The organism is Undibacterium sp. FW305-107, assembly GCF_058788535.1.
Genome location: NZ_JBYTAV010000002.1, coordinates 624,631 through 647,428, shown reverse-complemented (window position 1 = coordinate 647,428; position 22,798 = coordinate 624,631). Strand labels below are relative to the sequence as shown.

General features: G+C 50.5%; 18 protein-coding genes. 13 read left to right on the top strand and 5 right to left on the bottom strand.

The features are described from left to right. Positions 1–292: 292 nt before the first annotated feature. From AC3WQT_RS06980 to AC3WQT_RS06965, 4 genes are all read left to right on the top strand, one after another. The gene (locus tag AC3WQT_RS06980; RefSeq protein WP_492703058.1) at positions 293–2,563 is read left to right on the top strand and encodes an Orn/Lys/Arg family decarboxylase; all 2,271 of its coding nucleotides are present in this window, start codon (positions 293–295) and stop codon (positions 2,561–2,563) included. 193 nt (positions 2,564–2,756) lie between these two features. Continuing rightward, on the top strand, positions 2,757–3,677 hold the full coding sequence (locus AC3WQT_RS06975; RefSeq protein ID WP_492703057.1) for a flagellar brake protein: 921 nt from the start codon (positions 2,757–2,759) through the stop codon (positions 3,675–3,677). Positions 3,678–3,886: 209 nt separating this feature from the next. Beyond that, complete coding sequence (locus tag AC3WQT_RS06970; RefSeq protein WP_492703055.1) at positions 3,887–6,373, top strand: DUF1800 family protein; 2,487 nt, start codon at positions 3,887–3,889, stop codon at positions 6,371–6,373. A 12-nt stretch (positions 6,374–6,385) separates the two neighbouring features. After that, positions 6,386–7,837 carry a DUF1501 domain-containing protein gene (locus AC3WQT_RS06965; protein WP_492703054.1) on the top strand — a complete coding sequence of 484 codons (1,452 nt, stop codon included), beginning with the start codon at positions 6,386–6,388 and terminating at the stop codon, positions 7,835–7,837. A gap of 83 nt (positions 7,838–7,920) precedes the next feature. Here the strand turns inward: AC3WQT_RS06965 and AC3WQT_RS06960 are convergent, their stop codons facing one another. Together AC3WQT_RS06960 and dcd are read right to left on the bottom strand one after the other, a co-directional pair. Then, positions 7,921–8,841: a glutaminase gene (locus tag AC3WQT_RS06960; protein WP_492703053.1), complete on the bottom strand. Its 921-nt coding sequence runs from the start codon at positions 8,839–8,841 to the stop codon at positions 7,921–7,923. Positions 8,842–8,890: 49 nt separating this feature from the next. Beyond that, positions 8,891–9,457, bottom strand: coding sequence for a dCTP deaminase (gene dcd, locus AC3WQT_RS06955; protein WP_186945400.1), 567 nt, complete (start codon positions 9,455–9,457; stop codon positions 8,891–8,893). 396 nt (positions 9,458–9,853) lie between these two features. Between dcd and AC3WQT_RS06950 the strand changes: the two genes are divergently transcribed. The 6 genes from AC3WQT_RS06950 (at position 9,854) to AC3WQT_RS06925 (ending at position 17,954) form a co-directional block, all read left to right on the top strand. Then, a complete protein-coding gene (locus AC3WQT_RS06950) occupies positions 9,854–12,109 on the top strand; it encodes a YgiQ family radical SAM protein (RefSeq protein WP_492703052.1) in 2,256 nt (751 codons plus the stop codon). 169 nt (positions 12,110–12,278) lie between these two features. Further along, positions 12,279–12,560: a hypothetical protein gene (locus AC3WQT_RS06945; protein ID WP_492703051.1), complete on the top strand. Its 282-nt coding sequence runs from the start codon at positions 12,279–12,281 to the stop codon at positions 12,558–12,560. A 193-nt stretch (positions 12,561–12,753) separates the two neighbouring features. Further along, positions 12,754–13,858, top strand: a protein-coding gene (gene prfB / locus AC3WQT_RS06940; RefSeq protein ID WP_186951525.1) for a peptide chain release factor 2 whose coding sequence is annotated in 2 segments (ribosomal slippage) — positions 12,754–12,834 and positions 12,836–13,858 — 1,104 coding nt in all. Because the reading frame shifts where the segments join, the coding sequence is not laid out codon by codon here. Positions 13,859–13,948: 90 nt separating this feature from the next. Continuing rightward, a complete protein-coding gene (gene lysS, locus AC3WQT_RS06935; protein ID WP_492703050.1) occupies positions 13,949–15,484 on the top strand; it encodes a lysine--tRNA ligase in 1,536 nt (511 codons plus the stop codon). Between the two features lie 95 nt (positions 15,485–15,579). Continuing rightward, on the top strand, positions 15,580–17,367 hold the full coding sequence (locus AC3WQT_RS06930) for an ABC transporter ATP-binding protein (RefSeq protein WP_492703049.1): 1,788 nt from the start codon (positions 15,580–15,582) through the stop codon (positions 17,365–17,367). 113 nt (positions 17,368–17,480) lie between these two features. Beyond that, entirely contained in the window at positions 17,481–17,954 is a 474-nt protein-coding gene (locus AC3WQT_RS06925; RefSeq protein ID WP_492703047.1) for a cupin domain-containing protein, read from the top strand. Positions 17,955–17,978: 24 nt separating this feature from the next. Here the strand turns inward: AC3WQT_RS06925 and AC3WQT_RS06920 are convergent, their stop codons facing one another. The 3 genes from AC3WQT_RS06920 to AC3WQT_RS06910 form a co-directional block, all read right to left on the bottom strand. Continuing rightward, on the bottom strand, positions 17,979–18,971 hold the full coding sequence (locus tag AC3WQT_RS06920) for an NAD(P)/FAD-dependent oxidoreductase (RefSeq protein ID WP_492703046.1): 993 nt from the start codon (positions 18,969–18,971) through the stop codon (positions 17,979–17,981). Positions 18,972–19,045: 74 nt separating this feature from the next. Continuing rightward, the gene (locus AC3WQT_RS06915) at positions 19,046–19,243 is read right to left on the bottom strand and encodes a hypothetical protein (protein ID WP_492703045.1); all 198 of its coding nucleotides are present in this window, start codon (positions 19,241–19,243) and stop codon (positions 19,046–19,048) included. 82 nt (positions 19,244–19,325) lie between these two features. After that, complete coding sequence (locus AC3WQT_RS06910) at positions 19,326–19,775, bottom strand: CBS domain-containing protein (protein ID WP_110253649.1); 450 nt, start codon at positions 19,773–19,775, stop codon at positions 19,326–19,328. Positions 19,776–19,951: 176 nt separating this feature from the next. Between AC3WQT_RS06910 and AC3WQT_RS06905 the strand changes: the two genes are divergently transcribed. The 3 genes from AC3WQT_RS06905 to AC3WQT_RS06895 are packed head-to-tail and all read left to right on the top strand — an operon-like array spanning position 19,952 to position 22,700. Next, complete coding sequence (locus AC3WQT_RS06905) at positions 19,952–21,262, top strand: O-acetylhomoserine aminocarboxypropyltransferase (RefSeq protein ID WP_492703043.1); 1,311 nt, start codon at positions 19,952–19,954, stop codon at positions 21,260–21,262. Between the two features lies 1 nt (position 21,263). Then, the gene (locus tag AC3WQT_RS06900; RefSeq protein ID WP_492703041.1) at positions 21,264–22,070 is read left to right on the top strand and encodes an alpha/beta fold hydrolase; all 807 of its coding nucleotides are present in this window, start codon (positions 21,264–21,266) and stop codon (positions 22,068–22,070) included. A 12-nt stretch (positions 22,071–22,082) separates the two neighbouring features. Beyond that, positions 22,083–22,700, top strand: a complete 618-nt coding sequence (locus tag AC3WQT_RS06895) for a LysE family translocator (RefSeq protein ID WP_492703040.1) — start codon at positions 22,083–22,085, stop codon at positions 22,698–22,700. The last annotated feature ends 98 nt before the right edge of the window (positions 22,701–22,798 follow it).

Below are 22,798 nucleotides of genomic sequence, written 5' to 3'. Positions count from 1 at the left end.
AGTACTTGCAAAAGTACTCTTTTTGTTTATGTTGCATAGTCAGATTGCGCAGCGAAGCTGATTAATTAAATAAAATTCATCTTGAGCCACATTTGGCGATGCAAGATATGGTGCTATTACTAATTTGATGACAATCAGATGAAATTTTGCATTTCATGTCAGAATCCTGCGATTTTTTCACATCAGCCCCCACATATCTGAGAGAATTCGCTTCTTTGAATTTTCGGCGCGCAAGCGGTTGATTTAACTTGCCCAGGCGTCTCCCTTGTAACAAGCTTTTTTGGAGACCTCCATGAAATTCCGCTTCCCCATCGTCATCATCGACGAAGACTTCCGTTCTGAAAACACTTCTGGCCTTGGCATACGCGCACTCGCAGACGCCATAGAAACCGAAGGTATGGAAGTATTGGGTGTGACCAGCTATGGTGACTTATCCCAGTTTGCCCAACAACAATCACGCGCCTCTGCCTTTATCCTGTCGATTGATGATGAAGAGTTTGGCGACGGCACTGATGAAGAGACAGATTACGCACTGAAGTCTCTGCGCGCCTTCGTCGAAGAAATTCGTTACAAGAATGCGGACATCCCGATTTACCTGTACGGTGAAACCCGCACATCACGCCATATTCCAAATGATATCCTGCGCGAATTGCATGGCTTCATTCACATGTTTGAAGACACGCCTGAATTCGTGGCGCGCCATATCATCCGTGAAGCACGCTCGTATCTGGATGGCCTGGCACCGCCGTTTTTTCGCGCGCTGGTGCATTATGCCAATGATGGTTCCTACTCCTGGCATTGCCCAGGCCACTCAGGTGGCGTGGCTTTCCTGAAGTCACCTATAGGCCAGATGTTCCACCAGTTCTTTGGTGAAAACATGTTGCGCGCCGACGTATGCAATGCTGTAGAAGAGCTGGGGCAACTGCTTGACCATACTGGCCCGGTTGCCGCTTCTGAACGCAATGCCGCACGCATTTTCAATGCAGATCACTGCTACTTCGTAACCAATGGCACCTCGACCTCCAACAAGATGGTCTGGCATTCCACTGTTGCACCTGGCGATATCGTTGTCGTAGACCGTAACTGCCATAAATCTATTCTGCATTCCATCATCATGTGTGGTGCGATACCGGTTTTCCTGATGCCTACCCGCAATCACCTTGGCATTATCGGCCCTATCCCGCTGGAAGAATTCAGCATGGAAAGCATACAGAAGAAGATAGAAGCCAATCCTTTTGCGCGCGAAGCCAAGAACAAGAAGCCACGTATCCTGACCATCACACAATCAACCTACGACGGCGTGCTGTACAACGTCGAAGTCTTGAAAGATTTGCTGGATGGCGAAATTGACACCCTGCACTTTGACGAAGCCTGGTTGCCACACGCGACTTTCCATGACTTTTATAAAGACATGCATGCCATCGGCAAAGACAGGCCACGTGCTAAAAAATCGATGATCTTCTCGACCCAGTCCACGCATAAACTGCTGGCTGGTATCTCACAGGCATCGCAAATTCTGGTACGCGAGTCCGAGACACGCAAGCTGGACCGTGACAGCTTCAATGAAGCTTATCTAATGCATACTTCGACTTCGCCACAATATTCGATCATTGCCTCTTGTGATATCGCAGCAGCCATGATGGAAGCGCCTGGCGGCACGGCACTGGTAGAAGAATCCATCCTCGAAGCCCTGGATTTCCGCCGCGCCATGCGCAAGGTAGATCAGGAATGGGGCAAGGATTGGTGGTTCCAGGTTTGGGGGCCAGAAGAATTTGCAGCGGATGGAATTGGTTCACGCGAAGACTGGATGATACGTGCCGAAGATGACTGGCATGGTTTTGGCAAACTGGCACCAGGCTTCAATATGCTGGACCCTATCAAGGCCACTATCGTCACACCAGGTCTGTCGCTGGAGGGTAAATTTGGCGAGACAGGCATTCCAGCCTCTATCGTCACCAAATATCTGGCTGAGCATGGTGTTATTGTTGAAAAGTGCGGCCTGTATTCCTTCTTCATCATGTTCACCATCGGCATCACCAAAGGCCGCTGGAATACCCTGCTGACTGCCTTGCAACAGTTTAAAGATGACTACGACAAGAACCAGCCTATGTGGCGCATCTTGCCGGAATTTGCTGCGGCCAACCCTCGCTATGAGGGCGTGGGCCTGAAAGATCTGTGCCAGGGCATACATGAAGCCTACAAAGGCCATGATGTGGCACGTCTGACGACAGAAATGTATTTGTCAGACATGCAGCCAGCGATGAAGCCATCAGATGCATTCGCCATGATGGCTCACCGTGAAACCGAGCGTGTATCGATTGATGAGCTGGAAGGTCGCGTCACGGCGATTTTGTTGACACCTTACCCACCAGGTATTCCCTTGTTGATTCCTGGTGAACGCTTCAACCAGACTATTGTTGATTACCTGCGCTTCGTACGCGACTTCAATGAGAAGTTCCCTGGCTTTGAAACTGATTGCCATGGTCTGGTCAAGGCAGAAGTTGAAGGCAAACGCGGCTATTTTGTTGACTGTGTCAAATCCACAGCAGAAAGCGGTAAGTAAGGCTGTCAATCAATAAAGCTTTAACTGGCCTTGGCAAGTCACACCAAGCCTGGCTTTTTCAGTCTGACAGAGCACTTATTGCCATTCGCTGGCAATAAGTGCTTTTTATTATACAAACGCACAACAAGTCGCTTAATTTGCTCCAATTTTCGATATACAATCAGATCGATAATTAAGATTATGGATACGGGAAATGGGTGGTGCAACAGGACTAATGCCGATCAAGCATGCTGAAATCAGCGTAGGTCAAACTGCGCCCTGGCCTATCTATGATGAGCAGGGCCACTTGCTGATGGCATCCGGCGTCAAAATTGAAAGCCAGCATCAGCTCGAAGGCTTGCTTGAACATGGCTATTGCAACCCAGATGCCATGTGGGACACCATACCATCAAAACTCACACCCATTTCCAAGGCATCGCAATCTACTGCAACAAGCTCAGGCCCTGCTGCACAAGACGCACACAAAGATGTATTAATGGAATTAGACAGCGTACGCTGGAACGTGGGCGAAATCCTGTATCTGCAGGTCCACGATCATACTGCAGTACGCTACACGGTCAAGTTGATCGGCTTCGTCAAAAATATGTCCATCATGGTGACTGCACCCACCATAGATGGCAAGGCAGTCATTATTCGTGACGGACAAACCTTCATCGTACGTGCATTTCCAGGCAAGAAGGCTTATGCGTTTACCGCATCTGCCATCAAATCCGTTTACTCGCCCCACTCTTACCTGCATATTTCTTACCCCAAGCAAGTTCGCTGTACAACCATACGCCAGGGTTCACGCGCAAGCGTGAAGATCATCGCATCCGTTACCATTGGTGACCCGGAACAAACCGCTGCAGCCACACTGGGTGACTTGAGTATGGGCGGCGCTTCTGGTGTGATGAAAAAAGCAGTTGGGAAAAAAGGCGATGTGGGTGTCATAAAATTCAAAGTCAGTGCAGCAGGAAATGATGAATACCTGACTTTGAATGTCATCTTACGTTCACAGGCCCCTACAGAAAATGGCTTGGAATACCGGCACGGGTTTGAATTCGTTGATGTCTCGGCACAATCCAAATTGATACTGTCCGCCTTTGTTCACCAGACTCTGGCCGAGATGGATTAATCCAGCACGCCAAATAAACTTGTTTTAAATATCTTGGTGCTTGCAGAACTGACACTAAAAATGGCAGTAGCTTTACATTTGCTTACCATTAATAGTCGTTTATGTGATGCCTAACTGTTTGTTACACTTTATGGTCAATGGTGGTAAGGGCTTGGATTAGAATTGCCTTCCAGAATGTATTATCTGAGTGTGGACAATTAGGAGTCACCATGCCAATCATCAAGCTACCCGCAATCAGGCAATGCTTGCTTGTTTTATCTGTTTTCTTACTGAGTTCCTGTGGTGGCGATCAAAAAACCAGCTCAACAACCGGCGAACCTGCTGCTGCCCCTCCAACGGTATTAGAACGACTGTTTGCGCCAGCACCCGTAGTAACCAGTACGACCATCAGCTTTGGCGGCAATCGTTCAAATTACACTATTACGCCAACCAGTTTTGGCTACTCAGTCAAAGACAATATTGGCACGGATGGCACTACCAGTGTTGACACCAGTATTCAGCAACTGATCTTTAAAGATGTCTCAGTCAATCTGCAGATCGCCAGCCTGTCAACCAGCATTGCTGCCAACGATTTGAATAACATCATTGAGCTGTATATTGCCTATTTCAACCGCGTCCCCGATGCGAATGGACTGGCTTACTGGATTACTCAATTCAAAAATGGCGCGACCATAGAACAGATAGGTGATTCTTTTTATGTCGCAGCCATACAGGATGCGGCCTTGACAGGCTATTCACCAAACGCCACCAATGTTGATTTTGTTACCAATGTTTATCGCAATGTACTGAGCCGCACACCACCCGACAAGGCTGGCTTGGATTACTGGGTAAATAGCCTGGCCAATGGCACGGTAACGCGTGGTATTGTAGTACGCTCCATGCTGATTGCCGCCCATGGCTACGCGGGTGACGCAGTCAATGGCTGGGTAAGCAGCCTGCTCGACAATAAAACCAATGTTGCAAAGAATTTTGCGATACAGCAGGGCTTCACCTATCTTCGCAAAGAAGATTCCATCACCAAAGGAATGGCGCTGGCCTCAACTGTCACGCCTACAGATTCCAGCATTGCCAATGGCATGATACAGGCCTTGGTCGGCTTTCAGGCCACCAATAGCAATGCCCCTACTCCGGCACAGGCATCACGCTTTTTGGCGCAAGCCAGCTTTGGCGCTAACACAACAGAAATCAATAGTCTGACCGGCAGCAGCTATAGTGCCTGGATAGACAAACAACTGGCGATGCCACAGAAGTTGCATCGCAGTTATATGGATGCGCAAGCCGCCGGCTTCATCAATGGCCTGAGTGATTTGAGTCAGAATAATTTCTTCGAATCATTCTGGCAGCAGGCCATCAAAGGAGATGACCAGTTAAGGCAACGTGTCACCTTTGCGCTTTCGCAAATATTTGTCGTTTCCTTCCAGGATAGTAATGTTGCCAACTACCCGCGTGGTGTCGCTGGTTATTACGATACGCTGGGTGCCAATGCCTTTGGCAACTTCCGCAATTTGCTGGAATCTGTCAGTCTGCATCCAATGATGGGCACTTACCTGACGTCTTTGCGCAATCAAAAAGAATCCGGAACCCAGGTTCCCGACGAAAATTATGCCCGTGAAGTCATGCAGCTCTTCACTATTGGCCTGTACCAGTTGAATCAGGATGGCACTTACGTCCTGAACGGTGGCAAACCAGTAGAGACATATTCCAGTGCAGATATTGCGGGCCTGGCCAAAGTGTTTACAGGCTGGAGCTGGGCTGGCCCCGACAAGAATGACAACCGCTTTTTTGGTGGCAATCCTGATGCCAACCGCGATTGGTTGCCCATGCAAGGCTACCCCAAGTATCACTCTGTTTCTGCCAAGACCTTCCTGGGCGTGACCATCCCTGCGCAATCTCCAGCCAATCCGGGCGCCAGTTTAAAAATCGCTTTGGATACCCTCTTCAATCATCCAAATGTCGGCCCCTTCATAGGCAAGCAACTGATACAGCGCCTGGTGACCAGCAACCCAAGTCCACAATATATTTCCAGGGTTGCTGCAGCCTTCAACAACAATGGTTCAGGTGTCCGGGGTGACATGCGTGCGGTCATCAAAGCGATCTTGCTGGACAATGAAGCCCGCAATGACACAACCCTGACATTCGCCAATACTGGCAAACTCAGGGAGCCGGTATTGCGACTGGCGAACTGGATGCGGGCATTTAATGTGAACTCGACTTCTGGTCGCTTCCTGTTGACCAGCACAGACGATCCATTAAGCGGCTTATCAGAAACACCTATGCGTTCGCCTACGGTATTCAATTTCTATCGCCCAGGTTATGTACCGCCAAATTCTGGTATCGCCAATGCAGGCCTGGTATCGCCTGAAATGCAAATCACTGGTGAGACTTCGGTCGTCGGCTATCTGAACTTCATGCGCGATGTGATTCCGAATGGCACAGGCTCATCACGTGACGTGAAAGCGGATTACAGCAGTCTGATCGCTTTGGCCGCAACTCCAGATCAATTAGTTGATCAATTGAATTTGACACTGATGTCGAATCAGATGAGCAGCAATTTACGCAGCCAGATTTTGACAGCGGCAAATTCGGTCACCATACCGACCAACAACACAGCCAATGCAGATACAGCGAAAAAGAATCGCGTCTACCTGTCAATTTTCCTGACTATGGCTTCACCTGAATATCTGGTCCAAAAATGAACGGGATCCATCATGACTAAAGTGAATGCTTCGCGCCGCGAATTTTTACGCGTCTCTACTGCCCTGGGTGCTGCTGGCGCCGCAGGTAGCGCAAGCCTGCCCTTCGCCATTAACCTGGCGACCATGGGCTCTGCCGCTGCACAAACTTCATCCGGTGGCTACAAGGCTCTGGTGTGCCTGTTCCTGTATGGTGCCAACGATCATGCGAACACCGTATTAGCAACTGACAGCACGTCGTGGAATCAGTACCTGACTGTACGCACGACCAATGAGGCAGGCTCCATTGCCCTGCCCGCTGTCGGCAGTAGCGGTGGTGTCTTGCCTCTCAGCCCGACGACTTCCCAGGCTGGTCGCAGCTTTGGGCTACACCCGCAACTGGGGCCGCTAAAGAGCCTGTTTGACAGTGGCCGTGCCGCCATACTCAGCAATGTCGGTCCTTTGATCGTGCCAACTACTCTGGCGCAATACAAGGCTGGCAGTGTACCCTTGCCACCAAAATTGTTTTCCCACAATGACCAGCAATCACTGTGGCAAGCCTATGCACCAGAAGGTGCAGCCTATGGCTGGGGTGGGCGTATGGGTGACATGCTGGCTTCCAGCAATGCCTATCCGGTGTTTACGGCGATATCGACTTCTGGCAATGCCGTTTTCCTCGCTGGCCGTACTGTCAATCAATATCAGGTCAGCGCGTCAGGTGCAGTGCCTATCGGGGGCCTGACCGGCAGCTTGTTTGGTTCCAGCGCAGCTGGCAATCCCTTAAAAAATATCATTGCATCGGACACTGCCAATCTGTTCCAGAAAGAACATGCAGCAGTCACCAATCGCTCCATCAATGCGCAAAGCCTGCTCAGTCCTGCGATGGCACCCGCAGGTGCTACTGGCGTCCCCAACCCCACACAATACACCAATCCGAACAATGGCAATCTGGCCAATAATGGCCTGGCATCTCAATTGCAAACAATCGCCAGGATCATCGCCGGACGCAGCGCTCTGGGCGCACAACGGCAAGTATTTTTTGTCAGTCTGGGCGGATTTGATACTCACGATGTCCAGCGCACTGCCCATGCAGACCTGATGGCCAGGCTTGCGCATGCCATCAGTTATTTTGACGGTGTCATGGGTAACTTGCAGGGTACTGATATGCGCAAGCAGGTGACCTTGTTCACGGCTTCGGATTTTGGCAGGACCTTTACCAGCAATGGCGATGGCACGGATCATGGCTGGGGCTCACACCATTTTATCGTGGGTGGCGCAGTCAAAGGCAATGGTATTTATGGTGAATTCCCAGTCACAGGGCTCAAGCATAGTCTGGACGTAGGTTCAGGAAGTTTGCTGCCGCAGATTTCTGTCGATCAGTATGGTGCTACCCTGGCGAACTGGTTTGGACTGAGCACAACTCAAATCAATGATATTTTCCCGAATATCGTGAATTTTTCAAATCGCAATCTGGGGTTTATGGCCTAGTACTGTGGCCTGATACTATTGCTTGATATGTGGCCTGGTCCACAATGCAGCACTTCATGCTGAAGAGCATGAAATGCTGCAAATCAAAAGATGGATCTGGCTGTCAGGGTAGTGAAACGTTCCAGCGCATAAGTGCCTGCCAGCGAGTTGCCTGTTGCGTCCAGCCCTGGTGACCAGACAGCTACAGCAAGCTCTCCTGGCACCAGCGCCAAAATACCACCACCAACGCCACTCTTGGCTGGCAAACCCACACGATAAGCAAAATCACCTGCTGCGTCATAGGTGCCGCAAGTCAGCATCAGTGCATTCAGGCGCTTGGATGAGCTGGCATCCAGAATCTGCTGCCCACTCCAGGGTACGCTGCCATGATTGGCGAGGAAGCTGCCTGCCTTGGCCAATTCAGCACAAGTCATGGTCAGCGAGCATTGACGGCAATAGCTGTCGATAACGGTTTTGACGGGGTTGTGCAGATTGCCAAAATCTTTCATCAAATGCGCGATCGCATAATTACGGTGCGCGGTCTGGCGCTCAGACTGCGCGACTGCTATATCAAAATCAATGGTGGGCTCGCCCGATATGGTCCTGGCAAACTGCTGGACGGCAATATCCGACTGCACAAAGCGGGCCGACAAGATGTCAGCAATGACCAGCGCGCCCGCATTGATAAATGGGTTACGCGGCTTGCCACGTTCATATTCCAGCTGCACCAGGGAGTTGAAGGGATTGCCGGAAGGCTCACGCCCCACGCGCTCCCAAATCGCATCACCTTCACGGGAAAATGCCAGCGCCAGCGCGAACAGTTTGGTGACGCTTTGCAAAGAAAACTTTTGCTGGCTGTCGCCTATGTTGTACGTGCTACCATCCAGGCAATACACGGCCATACCAAAATGCTGGGCCGACACTTTGGATAACTCAGGAATATAAGAAGCCACTTCCCCCTGAGACAATAAAGGCTGGACTTCAGAAAAAATGGTCTGAAGTATGGCTGCGTAATCCGGCTGCATGAATTTCTTGTATTGAGTCTTGTATTGAGTCTTGTATTCAGTCTTGAATTCAGGTTTTCGGCAAAGTTACGCCAACTTGTCCCTGATATTTACCGCCACGGTCTTTATAGGATGTTTCGCAAACTTCATCACTTTCAAAGAACAACACCTGGGCACAACCTTCACCTGCATAAATCTTGGCTGGCAATGGCGTGGTATTAGAAAACTCTAAAGTCACATAACCTTCCCATTCAGGCTCAAACGGCGTGACATTGACGATGATGCCACAACGCGCATAAGTGGATTTACCCAGGCAAATTGTCAATACACTGCGCGGAATACGGAAATACTCCATCGTGCGTGCCAACGCAAATGAATTTGGAGGAATGATGCAAACATCGCCCTTGAAATCGACAAAAGATTTTTCATCGAAATTTTTGGGGTCGACAATAGTGCTGTTGATGTTCGTGAAAATCTTAAATTCATCGGCGCAGCGTATATCGTAACCATAAGAGGATGTACCATAGCTGACAATGCGATTGCCATCACGTTCACGCACCTGGCCAGGTTCAAACGGCTCTATCATGCCGGTTTGTTCTGCCATACGGCGTATCCACTTGTCTGACTTGATGCTCATATACTTCTCCTGCCAAATTGATATTGGCGCGATTTTACGCGAAAACAGCTATATCTAATATGGAATTAGCTCTTAAAAAGATAAACAAATTCGAAAAAAAACGCATCAATCCATCTATGCAGACTGGTTGCAGCACAGTTTTAAAGCAACTCTGGCAATTATCCAAAATCGGCCAAGGCTTGCCAGTGCTTTGAATCACCAAAATAAATTATTAACAAATATGTCATCGCATGTGCATGCAAGCTTTTGATTTTTCAGAAGAATTTCCTTATCATCGCGCAAAACCAGCAGCTTTCCGGTACAATTCCGCCAATGAACGCTCAGCCTAAAAATCTTTTCTCTTTTCCTCGTTTCCGACCAGAAGTTGGCGGGAAAAATACTGCACCTTTCCTCCCCATGTCACGCGCCGAAATGGATGCGCTGGGCTGGGATAGTTGCGACGTTATCCTCGTCACTGGCGATGCCTATATCGATCACCCCAGCTTTGGCATGGCCCTGATAGGCCGCTTGCTGGAGCATCATGGTTTCCGCGTCGGCATCATCAGTCAGCCAGACTGGCAATCTGCCGATGCTTTCCGTGCACTGGGCAAGCCGAATCTGTATTTTGGCGTTACTGCCGGCAATATGGATTCCATGGTGAACCGCTACACTGCCGACCGCAAGATACGCTCTGAAGATGCCTACACGCCCGATGGTGACCGCACCAAGCGCCCAGACCGCGCTCTGGTGGTTTACGCCCAGCGCGCCCGTGAAGCTTACCCGGATGCCAATATTGTCGCTGGCAGTATAGAAGCCAGCTTGCGTCGTATTGCCCATTATGATTACTGGTCTGACAAGGTAAGACGTTCTGTTCTGCCTGATTCGAAAGCCGACATTCTCCTGTTCGGTAATGCCGAACGCGCCCTCATTGATCTGACGCACCGCCTGGCAAATGGTGAAGCCATCAAAGATATCCGCGATTTGCGCGGCACTGCTTTCATGACGCCAAAAGGCTGGCTGCCAGATGAAGAATGGACAGAAATCAATTCTGTCAAAATTGATACGCCGGGCAAGATAGAAGCGCATACCGACCCGTATGCGATGGTGCCGGAGAAAGAAGCAAAATGCGCCACGGGCGATGCACCTGCGACTACTGCCGTGTCTGCGGAAGCCAAGCCTGAAGTCAAAGCTGAAACCAAGGCTGACGTCGTGCAACTGCAAGCCATACGCATCATGAGCCGCGAAGAGCGCCAGCTTATGTTGCGTAACAAACAACACAAATCCGTGATACGCCTGCCCTCCTTTGATGAAGTCAGGGAAGATGCCGTGTTGTATGCGCATGCCTCTCGCGTATTCCATCTGGAGGCAAATCCAGGCAATGCCAAGGCACTGGTGCAAGGCCACGGCGACCGCGATGTCTGGCTGAACCCGCCACCACTGCCACTGGCCATGGATGAAATGGATGGCGTGTATGACCGTGCCTATGCGCGTGCGCCACATCCAGCTTATGGCAAGGCGCGCATACCGGCCTGGGAAATGATACGTTTCTCGGTGAATATCATGCGCGGCTGCTTTGGAGGCTGCACTTTCTGCTCGATTACAGAACATGAAGGCCGCATCATACAAAGCCGCTCTGAGCCATCGATTTTGCGCGAGATAGAAGAAATCCGCGACAAGGTCAAAGGCTTTACCGGTACCATTTCCGACCTTGGCGGCCCAACGGCGAATATGTATCGCCTGGCCTGCAAGGATAAAAAGATAGAAGAATCCTGCCGTCGCCTGTCCTGCGTGTACCCAAGCATCTGTTCCAATCTGGGCACCGACCACAGCAAGCTGATATCAATTTACCGCAAGGCGCGCGCCCTTCCCGGCATAAAGAAAGTGTTGGTCAGTTCCGGCCTGCGCTACGATCTGGCAGTACGCTCCCCTGAATATGTAAAAGAACTGGTCACCCATCACGTCGGCGGCTTGTTGAAGATCGCACCTGAACATACCGAAGCTGATACTTTGTCCAAGATGATGAAGCCCGGCATAGGCAGCTATGATGAGTTCAAAGCCATGTTTCAGAAGTATTCGAAAGAAGCTGGCAAGGAACAATACCTGATCCCTTACTTTATCGCGGCCCATCCTGGCTCTACCGATGAAGACATGGTGAACCTGGCTGTGTGGCTCAAGAAAAATGATTTCAAGCTGGATCAGGTACAAACCTTCATGCCTACTCCTATGGCGCTGGCAACCACCATGTACCACACACGCAAGAATCCACTCAAGAAAGTCACTGCGGATTCTGAAGTAGTGGAGACAGCACGTTCAGGCAAGATACGCAAGTTGCACAAGGCGCTGTTGCGCTATCACGCTCCAGAAAACTGGGAAATCATTCATGAAGCCCTGGTACGCATGGGCAGGCGTGACTTGATAGGTAGCGGACCACGACATCTGATCCCGCTGCGCCAGCCGCATATCCCTATCACCATAGATGAAAGTGGTGTTGCCAATGGCAAGCGCGTAGCTGCGCCCAAAATTGATACTTTTGGCAAAAAATCATATGCGCGCGCTGCAGCAAATGCCAAAACGACACCAGGCAAAACATCGGCCACCACACCAGCACGACCTGCCCTGGCATACAAGTCAGCAAAGCCTAAAGCTGCCGCCAGCAAGACCGGCAGACGCTGATAAAGTAAGGGGAATCTGACAAAAGAATAAAAGCTGTGCTGGCCCGCACCGGTCAACACAGCTTTTTTTTGATCTGACTCTTTTCATGCTCTGCCACTGATGTAGAATCAAATCATCACTTGCCACCAAACTCAGGTCATCAACACTACAGGGAGGAAGTATGAAACACATGAAAACAGTATTAATACTTGAGCATACTGAAGAGGTTTTTGACAAGCTCACCTGTGATGTCTGTGGTGCGGAATCCAAGTGGGATGAGAACTGGGCAGCCAAAGAGCATGAAAAATCCATCACCACCCTTCAACTTGAAGAGGAAGAATCTTTCCCCCATGGTGGTCAGTCTACCCAGACGCAATACCATATCTGTCCATCCTGCTTCAAAACCCACCTGGCGAAGTGGATGGAAAGCCACAGGGAATCCAAGCCAACCATCACCAATTCGGTCTGGTAATACCATGCTTGACCTTGGTGCCTTATGAGTTGAGTACCGAACTAAACACTGTTTTAGCAAATGATCAATTAAACCCTGGCAAATTTGTCGGGGTTTTATCCGATTTGAGCATATCCTGGTGCCCAATTTACATTAAGCGCGCTGCAGCAAGGTATAATGCAAGGTTTGATTGCATTAGAAAAGTATACCTATCATGGAAGCTGAACGCCTCAATAGCCTGTCCGCCCTGCTCGCCGACCTGACAGTCCGCGAAGCCGAACTCCGGAGGTATCTTTGACTTCGATATCAAGTCAGAGAAACTCGAACAAGTCAACGCCGAGCTGGAAGACCCCGCCGTCTGGAATGATCCAAAACGCGCCCAGGAATTAGGCAAAGAAAAAAAATCCCTGGAAAATGTCGTCAACACGCTCGTCAAAGCGGATAGCGGCCTGCGCGATGCCAATGACCTGTTCGCCATGGCGCGCGAAGAAAACGACGACGACACCCTGGAAGCCATAGAAGTTGATGCACAGAGCCTGCGTGAGCTGGTTGAAGGCATGGAATTCCGCCGCATGTTCAACAACCCCATGGACCCGAATAACTGCTTTATCGATATCCAGGCTGGTGCCGGTGGTACGGAAGCACAGGATTGGGCATCCATGCTGTTGCGTCAATATCTACGCTATTGCGAGCGCAAGGGCTTCAAAGTCGAAATCATGGAACAGTCTGATGGTGATATCGCAGGCATCAAGACTGCCACTTTGAAAGTCGAAGGCGAATATGCCTACGGCTTCTTGCGCACGGAAACCGGCGTACACCGTCTGGTACGCAAGTCTCCATTCGATTCCAACAATGGCCGCCATACTTCTTTCTCCAGCCTGTTTGTCTATCCTGAAGTAGACGACTCTTTTGAGATCGATATCAACCCGGCGGATGTGCGTACCGATACTTACCGCGCCTCTGGTGCGGGTGGTCAGCATATTAATAAAACCGATTCCGCTGTTCGTTTGACGCATGGCCCTTCCGGCATCGTTGTCCAATGCCAGAATGACCGCAGCCAGCACAGGAACCGCGCAGAAGCATGGGAAATGTTGAAGGCCAAGTTGTTTGAACTCGAGCTGCGCAAGCGTATGAGTGAAAAACAAAATCTGGAAGATTCCAAGACCGACGTAGGCTGGGGTCACCAGATCCGTTCTTATGTACTGGATCAATCCCGCATTAAGGATTTACGCACGAATTTTGAATCAGGCAACACCAAGGCAATTCTGGATGGTGACCTGGATGAATTCATCGCGGCATCCTTAAAGCAAGGCGTGTAATTATTTTGTGCAGTGCGCAGGCGACCGCCTGCGCAGCCTTAAAGAATCAAAACCCGCAGGCCAGATGCCTGCCCTCCCTTAGGGAAAATTATGTCTGATATCAATAACACGACAGCAGGTGAATTGCCTGTTGATGAAAATTCCATCATCGCCGAACGTCGCGCCAAACTCGATGCTATCCGCTCCAAAGGCGTAGCGTTCCCCAATGATTTCCGCCCACAACACAAGGCAGCGGAACTGGCAGAAAAATACGGCGCAATGAGCCGCGAAGAACTGGAAGCACTGAATGTTGAAGTCAGTGTCGCTGGCCGCATGATGCTGAAACGTGAAGCTGGCAAAAAAGCAGCCTTCGCGACACTGCAAGATGCGTCCGGCATCAAAGCCGATGGCCGCATACAGTTATATGTCACCACAGACAAAACCGGCGAAGCCGAAATGGAAGCCTTCCGTCACTATGACCTGGGCGATATCCTTGGCATAGAAGGCGTCCTGTTCAAAACAAAAACCGATGAATTGACAGTCAAGGTCATGACCTTGCGCATGCTGACAAAATCGCTGCGCCCCTTGCCTGACAAATTCCACGGCCTCGCCAATCAGGAAACCAAATACCGCCAGCGCTATGTCGACCTCATCATGAGTGAAGACACGCGCCGTACGTTCAAGGCGCGTACAGCCGCCATGAACTCTATCCGCACATTCATGAACAGTAATGATTTCATGGAAGTGGAAACGCCAATGTTGCATGTCATACCTGGCGGTGCGGCAGCCAAGCCTTTCATCACCCACCACAATGCGCTGGACATGCAAATGTATCTGCGTATCGCGCCTGAGCTGTATCTGAAGCGTCTGGTCGTCGGTGGTTTTGACCGTGTGTTTGAAGTTAACCGCAACTTCCGCAATGAAGGTGTGTCACCACGCCACAATCCAGAATTCACGATGATGGAATTCTATGCAGCCTATGTCGATTACAAATGGCTCATGGACTTTACTGAACAAGTCATCCGCAAAGCCGCTGAAGATGCGCACGGCACAGCCGTACTGACTTACCAGGGTCGCGAACTGGATTTGAGCAAGCCTTTCCAGCGCCTGACTATCGTTGGTGCCATCAATAAATATGCACCGGGTTACACCGACGAACAACTGCATGATGCTGAATTCATCAAAAAAGAACTGTTGAAGTTTGGCGTCAAACCTTTCGCCACAGCCGGTCTGGGTGCATTGCAACTGGCCTTGTTTGAGGAAACCGCAGAAGCACAATTGTGGGACCCGACCTATATCATCGATTATCCGGTCGAAGTCTCGCCACTGGCGCGTGCCTCTGACACAGTTGCAGGCATCACCGAGCGTTTCGAGCTGTTCATGACAGGCCGTGAAATCGCCAATGGTTTCTCGGAATTGAATGATGCAGAAGACCAGGCAGCGCGCTTCCAGGCACAGGTTGCGGCAAAAGATGCAGGCGATGAAGAAGCCATGTACTACGATGCTGATTACATCCGCGCCCTTGAATATGGCCTGCCACCGACTGGCGGTTGCGGCATAGGTATAGATCGTTTGATGATGTTGATTACTGACTCACCTAATATCCGTGACGTGATCCTGTTCCCGCATCTGCGCCGGGAAGATTAATAATTGACATAGTCAAGCATAAATAACGAAGGGACTGTAGAATTTGCAGTCTCTTTTGTTTTTTTGCCATCTTCTGCCATTAAGTAAATTCTGCCATGCCATCAGTCCACCCGCTTAAAAAACTCCTGAATTATGCCAGGGCCTATAAAACAGATTTTCGCCTGGCGACCATTTATTCGATATTGAACAAATTCTTTGATGTCCTGCCAGAGGTCTTGATTGGTGTCGCAGTCGACATCGTCATCAATGGCGACAAGAGCTTTTTGGCCAAGCGGGTACTGGGTGGTTTTGGCATTACCGACACCTGGCACCAACTGATGTTCCTTGGTGCGGTGAATGCCCTGATCTGGGCTGGTGAATCCTGGTTTGAATATCTGCTGTCGATCAAGTGGCGCAAACTGGCACAAAACCTGCAGCATGATCTGCGCCTCGATACTTACGACCATGTGCAAAAACTGGAGATGGCTTATTTTGAAAACCAGCGCACTGGTAATCTGATGTCCATCCTCAATGAAGACATCAACCAGATGGAGCGCTTCCTCAATGGCGGGGCAAACCAGATCGTCCAGGTTATCTGCTCCTCCATCATGGTCAGTGCAGTATTTTTCGCCTTACAACCATCTCTGGCAGTTATCTCTTTGTTGCCAGTACCATTGATATTGATAGGTGCATTCTGGTTTCAAAAACGCCTGGCACCACGCTATTCTGAAGTGCGCGAAGCGGCTGGCGATGTCAGCGCCCGTCTGAATAATAATCTGCTGGGCCTGGCAACCATTAAAGCCTTTGCGACTGAGAGTTTTGAAAAGAATCACATCGCCGAAGCCAGCAACACTTATCGCGAGGCCAACAGCAATGCCATTGCCATCAGTGCCGCCATCACGCCGGTCATACGCATGGCGATTCTGGCTGGCTTTACAGCAACCATGGTCTACGGTGGCTGGCTGACTTTGCAGGGTGACTTGGCTGTCGGTGCTTATTCTGTACTGGTGTACCTGACGCAGCGTTTGTTGTGGCCTATGACAGGCCTGGCTGAAGTCGCAGACATGTACCAGCGTTCGATGTCCGCCATAGACCGTGCCATGGGCTTGCTGGATACCAAGATCAATATTCCTTACGAAGGCAAACATGTTGCACCTTCCCAGATCAAAGGTGAGCTGCAGTTAAATCAAGTGGATTTTGCTTACGGTGACCAGAAAACCTTGCAGCAAATCAGCTTGCATATACCAGCCGGCAAGACTGTTGCTTTTGTCGGTTCCACCGGTTCAGGTAAATCGACCCTGGTGAAACTACTATTGCGCTTCTACTCTGCACAAGCAGGAAAAATCACGTTGGACGGCACAGAAATCAATGATATCAACCTGCAAGATCTGCGCCGCTGCATAGGCTATGTCGCACAAGACAGTTTCCTGACCGATGGCACGATAGCCGACAATATCGCCTATGGCATGCAGGATGCTGATGACGCAGCCATCCGGGATGCAGCGCAGGCAGCAGAAGCTATGGAATTCATTTCAAAACTACCGCTGGGTTTTGCCACACGCATAGGTGAGCGCGGGCAAAAACTGTCTGGTGGCCAGCGCCAGCGCCTGGCATTGGCAAGGGCCATTTTGAAAAATCCACCTATACTGATATTGGACGAAGCCACCAGTGCCGTCGATAACGAGACTGAAGCAGCGATACAACGCAGTCTGGATGTCGTCAGCCGCAACCGCACCACCATCGTCATCGCCCATCGCTTATCCACGGTACGTCAGGCAGATTGCATACATTTGCTGGAAGCTGGCAAGATCATGGAGAGTGGCACGCATGACGAATTGCTGGCATTGGATGCAGGGTATGCGGCATTATGGCGTTTGCAAACCGGTGAACGTGCTCATGTATAACTTGAGTTAATTCAAAAATTGCAAAAATACTAAGCAATCCACTGCAATTTAACCTTGTTTTTCATCCTGGATTAAAACTCAGTGTTACTCTTATGGCAAGGAGAGTATAGAGCATGAAAAAATCACTGACGATAGGCGCAGCAGCAGTTTTGCTTACCTTGCTGGGGGTCACGTCCTACCAGGCTATCGCCTATGTCACGCAGGCACAGCCCGCAAGTGCAACTGCTGTCAACTTGCCCGTCAAACCCTTTGAGGTTGATCCCTCCTGGATCAAGGAAGGAAAGCCGAATTTTCGTGCCGCTGAATTTTTCAAATCCCATGATGGCGACACCAGCTCAGGCATTTTTGAGTGCGATGGCCCATCTACTTTTGAATGGCATTACCAGCTTGATGAAAGTATCTACGTTCTGGAAGGCGGCGTGGACATTGAATATGAAGGGAAAAAGTTTTCCCTGAAGCCAGGTGATACCGTGCTCTTCCGTGCTGGCACTAAAGCACTCTGGCATGTACCCAAAGGCATACGCAAGAGCTGGACCCTGCATGATGCTGGCAAACCCGCACGCGGGCTCGCCAGTTTACTCAAATAAAGCCAGCAATAAGCTGGCAATCGGTCAGGAAATTGCCTTCGCCAGTGCCAACGCACTAAGGAAGGCATTTTCCACCTTCCCTGCACCTTCAAGACCAGCAGCAAACCAGTCACCGCAGACACCTATTCCCTGCTTGCCATTCCATAAGAAATCAGAGTCAACTGGCCTTACCGCCTCAGCGTAACGCCAGCGATGCACGACAGCATGGATGGGCTGTATCCATGAACCCGTAGCTTCGTGGAAGGCCTTGGTCAATTTTTCTTTTACCCTCTCATCGTCATCTCCCAGATGCTCAACACTCCATGCCTGGGTTGCGTGGCAAACCCAGCGTTCACCAGCTCTATGCAAAGGTTTGGCATCATCATGCGCTATCCAGCCAAGGCGGGAATTATTGATCCAGGCACCGTCATATGGCAGGTCCAGTGAAGTCTGGAAGCCCAGCATCAAGGTCCAGCATGGCGCCAGGTGCGCCTGCTTTGCCTGCTTGGCAAGGGCTGGAGCCACACTCAGCAGGGGTTCTGCCTGATCGGCTGGAATAGCCAGTATCACTGCATCAAACGGCCCGGCAGTTGCCGCGATAGGTACGGTTGCTGATCTAATGGACAGCAACCATTGCTTGCCATGCGCTTCGAGAGCACTGACCTGTTGCTCTGCACGCACATCCAGACCATGCGCCAGTTGCTTGCCCAGAGAACTCATACCGGGTACGGCAATATAACGCGTGCCGCTGCGCCCTGCCGGTTTACTGTTACCAGCTTCCAGCGTTGCCAGCTTGGCCGTCCAGGGAACAACCCAACCAAATTTTTTCCAGTCTGCAATTTCTTTTTTAAAGCGGTCCGAGCTGGCGGTGAAGTATTGCGCCCCATGATCAAAACCACCTAACTCTGTGTGTCTGGTACTCATGCGGCCACTGACGCCCATGCTCTTTTCATACACAGTGACATGATGACCTTGCGCCTGCAACTGACGCGCAACTGTCAAACCTGCTAATCCGGCACCAACAACAGCGATATGCATATTATTTTCCTTATCTAGCGTCCAAACAGACAATAAAAAACGCCCGCTATACAAGCTTGCGGGCGTCAATTGGTTTAGTGCATATTGATATCTACTTTAGGGACAGCGTTCTCACGGCCATGCAGGCTGGCGCGGCGTGCTGTGCAGTCAGGAATACTGCCTCTGGCCAGACGCAACACACTGCAAACCCTGGAATCCAGCTCACGTGACATGACCTCCATGCAACGGGTGCCGTACAAGTCTGGCTCTGCTGTGCAACTGTCTGGCTTCATTCGCTATCCTGAAATAGAGATCAACGTACTGTATTTAATCCATTACTTCAATCACCTCAGTCACAAGTGATGTCACTGGCGATCATTGCTCATTTTCTTCAACAGGCCAGTCACGGATATAGGCTTTCAACATCTTGTTTTCAAAGCTTTGCGCTTCGAGCACGGCCCTGGCTACGTCATAGAATGAGATCACGCCCAGCAAGGTTTTTGCATCCATGACAGGCAGGTAACGTGAATGCTTTTCCAGCATCATGCGGCGCACTTCATTGACTTCTGTCTCTGGTGTCACAGTCAGAGGGTGGTCGTCCATGTATTTGCGTACGGTGCCAGTACCCAGTGAGCCCTGGTTTTTATGAATTGCACGTATGACTTCGCGGAAAGTCAGTATGCCAACCAGATCGCCATATTCCATCACGACCAGAGAACCGATGTCTTTCTCTTCCATGACGCTGACAGCTTCGGTAATAGGGATATCAGGTGTGATCGTGAAAAGGATATTACCCTTCACTTGAAGTATCTCTGAAACTTTCATGATGCCCCTCCTCTATGCATTTATGTGAACCTTCATTGCAATGTATCGCAAGCCTTGCAAAAAATCCAGCATGTAAAATATTTTATTCTTGAATTCACGTGCATTTTGCCTGTCTTTTGCACCTTCGGTGTCAGCGATGGTAGCATTGCTGCCTCACAATATGGAGACTCTGACCAATGAGCGGCCCTAAATACCACGGCTTTGACACCTTGTCCCTGCATGCGGGCGCTGCGCCTGATCCAGCCACAGGCGCACGAGCGACCCCCATTTACCTGACATCCTCTTTTGTGTTCAAGGATTCAGATCATGCTGCCTCGCTCTTCAATATGGAAAGAGCGGGCCATGTATATTCACGCATCTCCAACCCCACCAATGCAGTACTGGAAGAAAGAATTGCAGCACTGGAAGGTGGTGTCGCTGGCATCGCAGTTGCCAGCGGGCAAGCTGCCATGCACCTGGGCCTGACAACGATAGCTGGTGCAGGTTCTCATGTGGTTGCGTCGCGCGCCTTATACGGTGGCTCGCAAAATTTGCTTGCCTATACGATGAAGCGTTTTGGCATAGAAACGACTTTTGTGGACCCGCGTGACCTGGATGCCTGGCGTGCCGCGATACGCCCTAATACCAAAGTTTTGTTTGCCGAAACCCTGGGTAACCCGGGTCTGGACGTACTGAACATCCCGGCAGTTGCAGAGATTGCGCATGAACATCATTTGCCACTGATGCTGGATTCGACCTTCACCACGCCTTACCTGCTGAAGCCATTTGATCATGGCGCTGACCTGGTGTTCCACTCCGCGACCAAGTTCTTGTGTGGCCACGGTACGGCCATAGGCGGCTTGCTGGTCGATGGCGGCACGTTTGACTGGCAGGCAGCCTATGAAAAGACCGGGCATTTTGCCGAGCTCTGTGAGCCTTATGACGGCTTCCACGGCATGGTATTCAGCGAAGAATCGACAGTCGCCGCATTTTCACTCAGGGCCAGACGTGAAGGCCTGCGCGACTTCGGTGCCTGCATGAGCCCGCACAATGCCTTCACCATCTTGCAAGGCATAGAAACCCTGGGCATGCGCATGGACAGACATGTGGCTAATACCCGCAAAGTCGTCGAATTTTTGGTTGCGCATCCTGCAGTCGATTCTGTCTCTTACCCTGAACTGGCAAATCACCCTGACTATGAACTCGCAAAAACCTTGTTACCCAAAGGTTGCGGTGCAGTATTTTCATTCAATATCAAGGGTAACCGCGCTGCCGGACAACGCTTTATTGAGTCACTGAATATCTTCTCTCACCTGGCCAATGTCGGTGATGCCAAGTCGCTGGCCATCCATCCAGCCTCAACCACGCATTTCCGCGTACCAGCAGAACAATTGCTGGCATCCGGCATTACCGAGGGAACCATGCGTCTGTCGATAGGGCTTGAAAATGTCGAAGACCTGATCGAAGACCTGTCCCGTGGTCTCAAAGCTGCACAGAAAGGAGCCTGAGATGTTATTCGAAGTCAATGGCCATGCAGCCTATTGCTATACCGGTGGCAAGGCTTACAACCCTGCCCTGCCGACGCTGGTGTTCATCCATGGCGCACAAAACGATCACTCGGTCTGGGGTTTGCAGACTCGCTATCTGGCACATCACGGTTTTAATGTACTGGCAGTCGACTTGCCCGGTCATGGCCGCAGCAAAGGCCAGGCGCTGACCAGCGTAGAACAAATGGCAAACTGGCTGCTTACTTTGCTGGATGTAGCAGGCATAGCGCAAGCCACGCTGATCGGGCATAGTATGGGTTCCCTGATCGCGCTGGAGAGCTGCTTCAAAGCGAACTCACGTGTCAGCAAACTCATCATGGTTGGTACAGCCTACCCCATGAAAGTATCAGACACCTTGCTCAATGCCGCCCGCGATGAAGAGCAGGCCGCAATTGATATGGTAAATATCTGGTCGCATACCTCCATCGCGCACAAACCATCCTGTCCTGGGCCGGGCTTTTATGTCATGGGTGTCAGCCAGCGCCTGATGCAGCGTATTTCTGCCATCAATCCTGACAAGGTTTTTTATACTGATTTTGCTGCGTGCAATGCATATGCCAATGGCGAAGCAGCCGCACAATCAGTAACCTGCCCCAGCCTGTTCATACTCGGTAAAAAAGACATGATGACACCAGCAAAGGCCAGCCTGACCTTGAGCAAAGCCATCGCAAACAGCCAGCAAAAGATCATAGACAATTGTGGTCATTCTCTGATGTCAGAACAGGCCGATCAGGTTCTGACGGCAATTCACGATTTTGTGAAGGCATAAGCAGCGATGGCAATGAATCTGGAAAGCTGGGCCTTGTTTACCGCGACAGAAGCTGCCTTGTCGCTATCACCCGGCCCGGCAGTCATGATGGTGGTTGCCTATGGCATAGCCAGGGGTTGGCGCACCTCCCTGTTTGTTACGTTAGGTATATTGACGGGTAATGCTATTTACTTTGCAGTATCGGCAACAGGCATAGGTTCGCTGATACTGGCTTCGCCACAAGTATTTATGGCGATTAAATACCTGGGTGCGGCTTATCTGGTCTATCTTGGTTTGTCTGCCATCTTTGGCAAACCATCGCCATTGACCATATCCAAACTGGATGGCGTAGCACTTAGTGGCAGGAAAATATTCAGCAGCGCACTCATGCTGCAATTGATGAATCCCAAAACCCTGTTGATGTTTGTGGCGATATTGCCGCAATTCATAGACCCCAGGGAACCGGTAGGTGTGCAGATGCTGATACTGGCAGCCTGCTCCATCATCCCTGAATTTTTTATTCTGTTGGGATATGGCATGCTGGCCAGCAAAGCCAGTCACTGGGCAACCCAGGAAAGGTATGCGGTGATCACAGAAAGAATAGCCGGCACCCTTGTGACAGGTGCTGGCATCATGGTTGCACTGGTTTAGAGGTTGTTGCGAAATTAACCTGGCGTTGTTGCGTCTCCAAAATGTAAAACCCGGTACTAAAGTACTGTCAGCGTCAGCAACGCCTAGCCATCTTAATT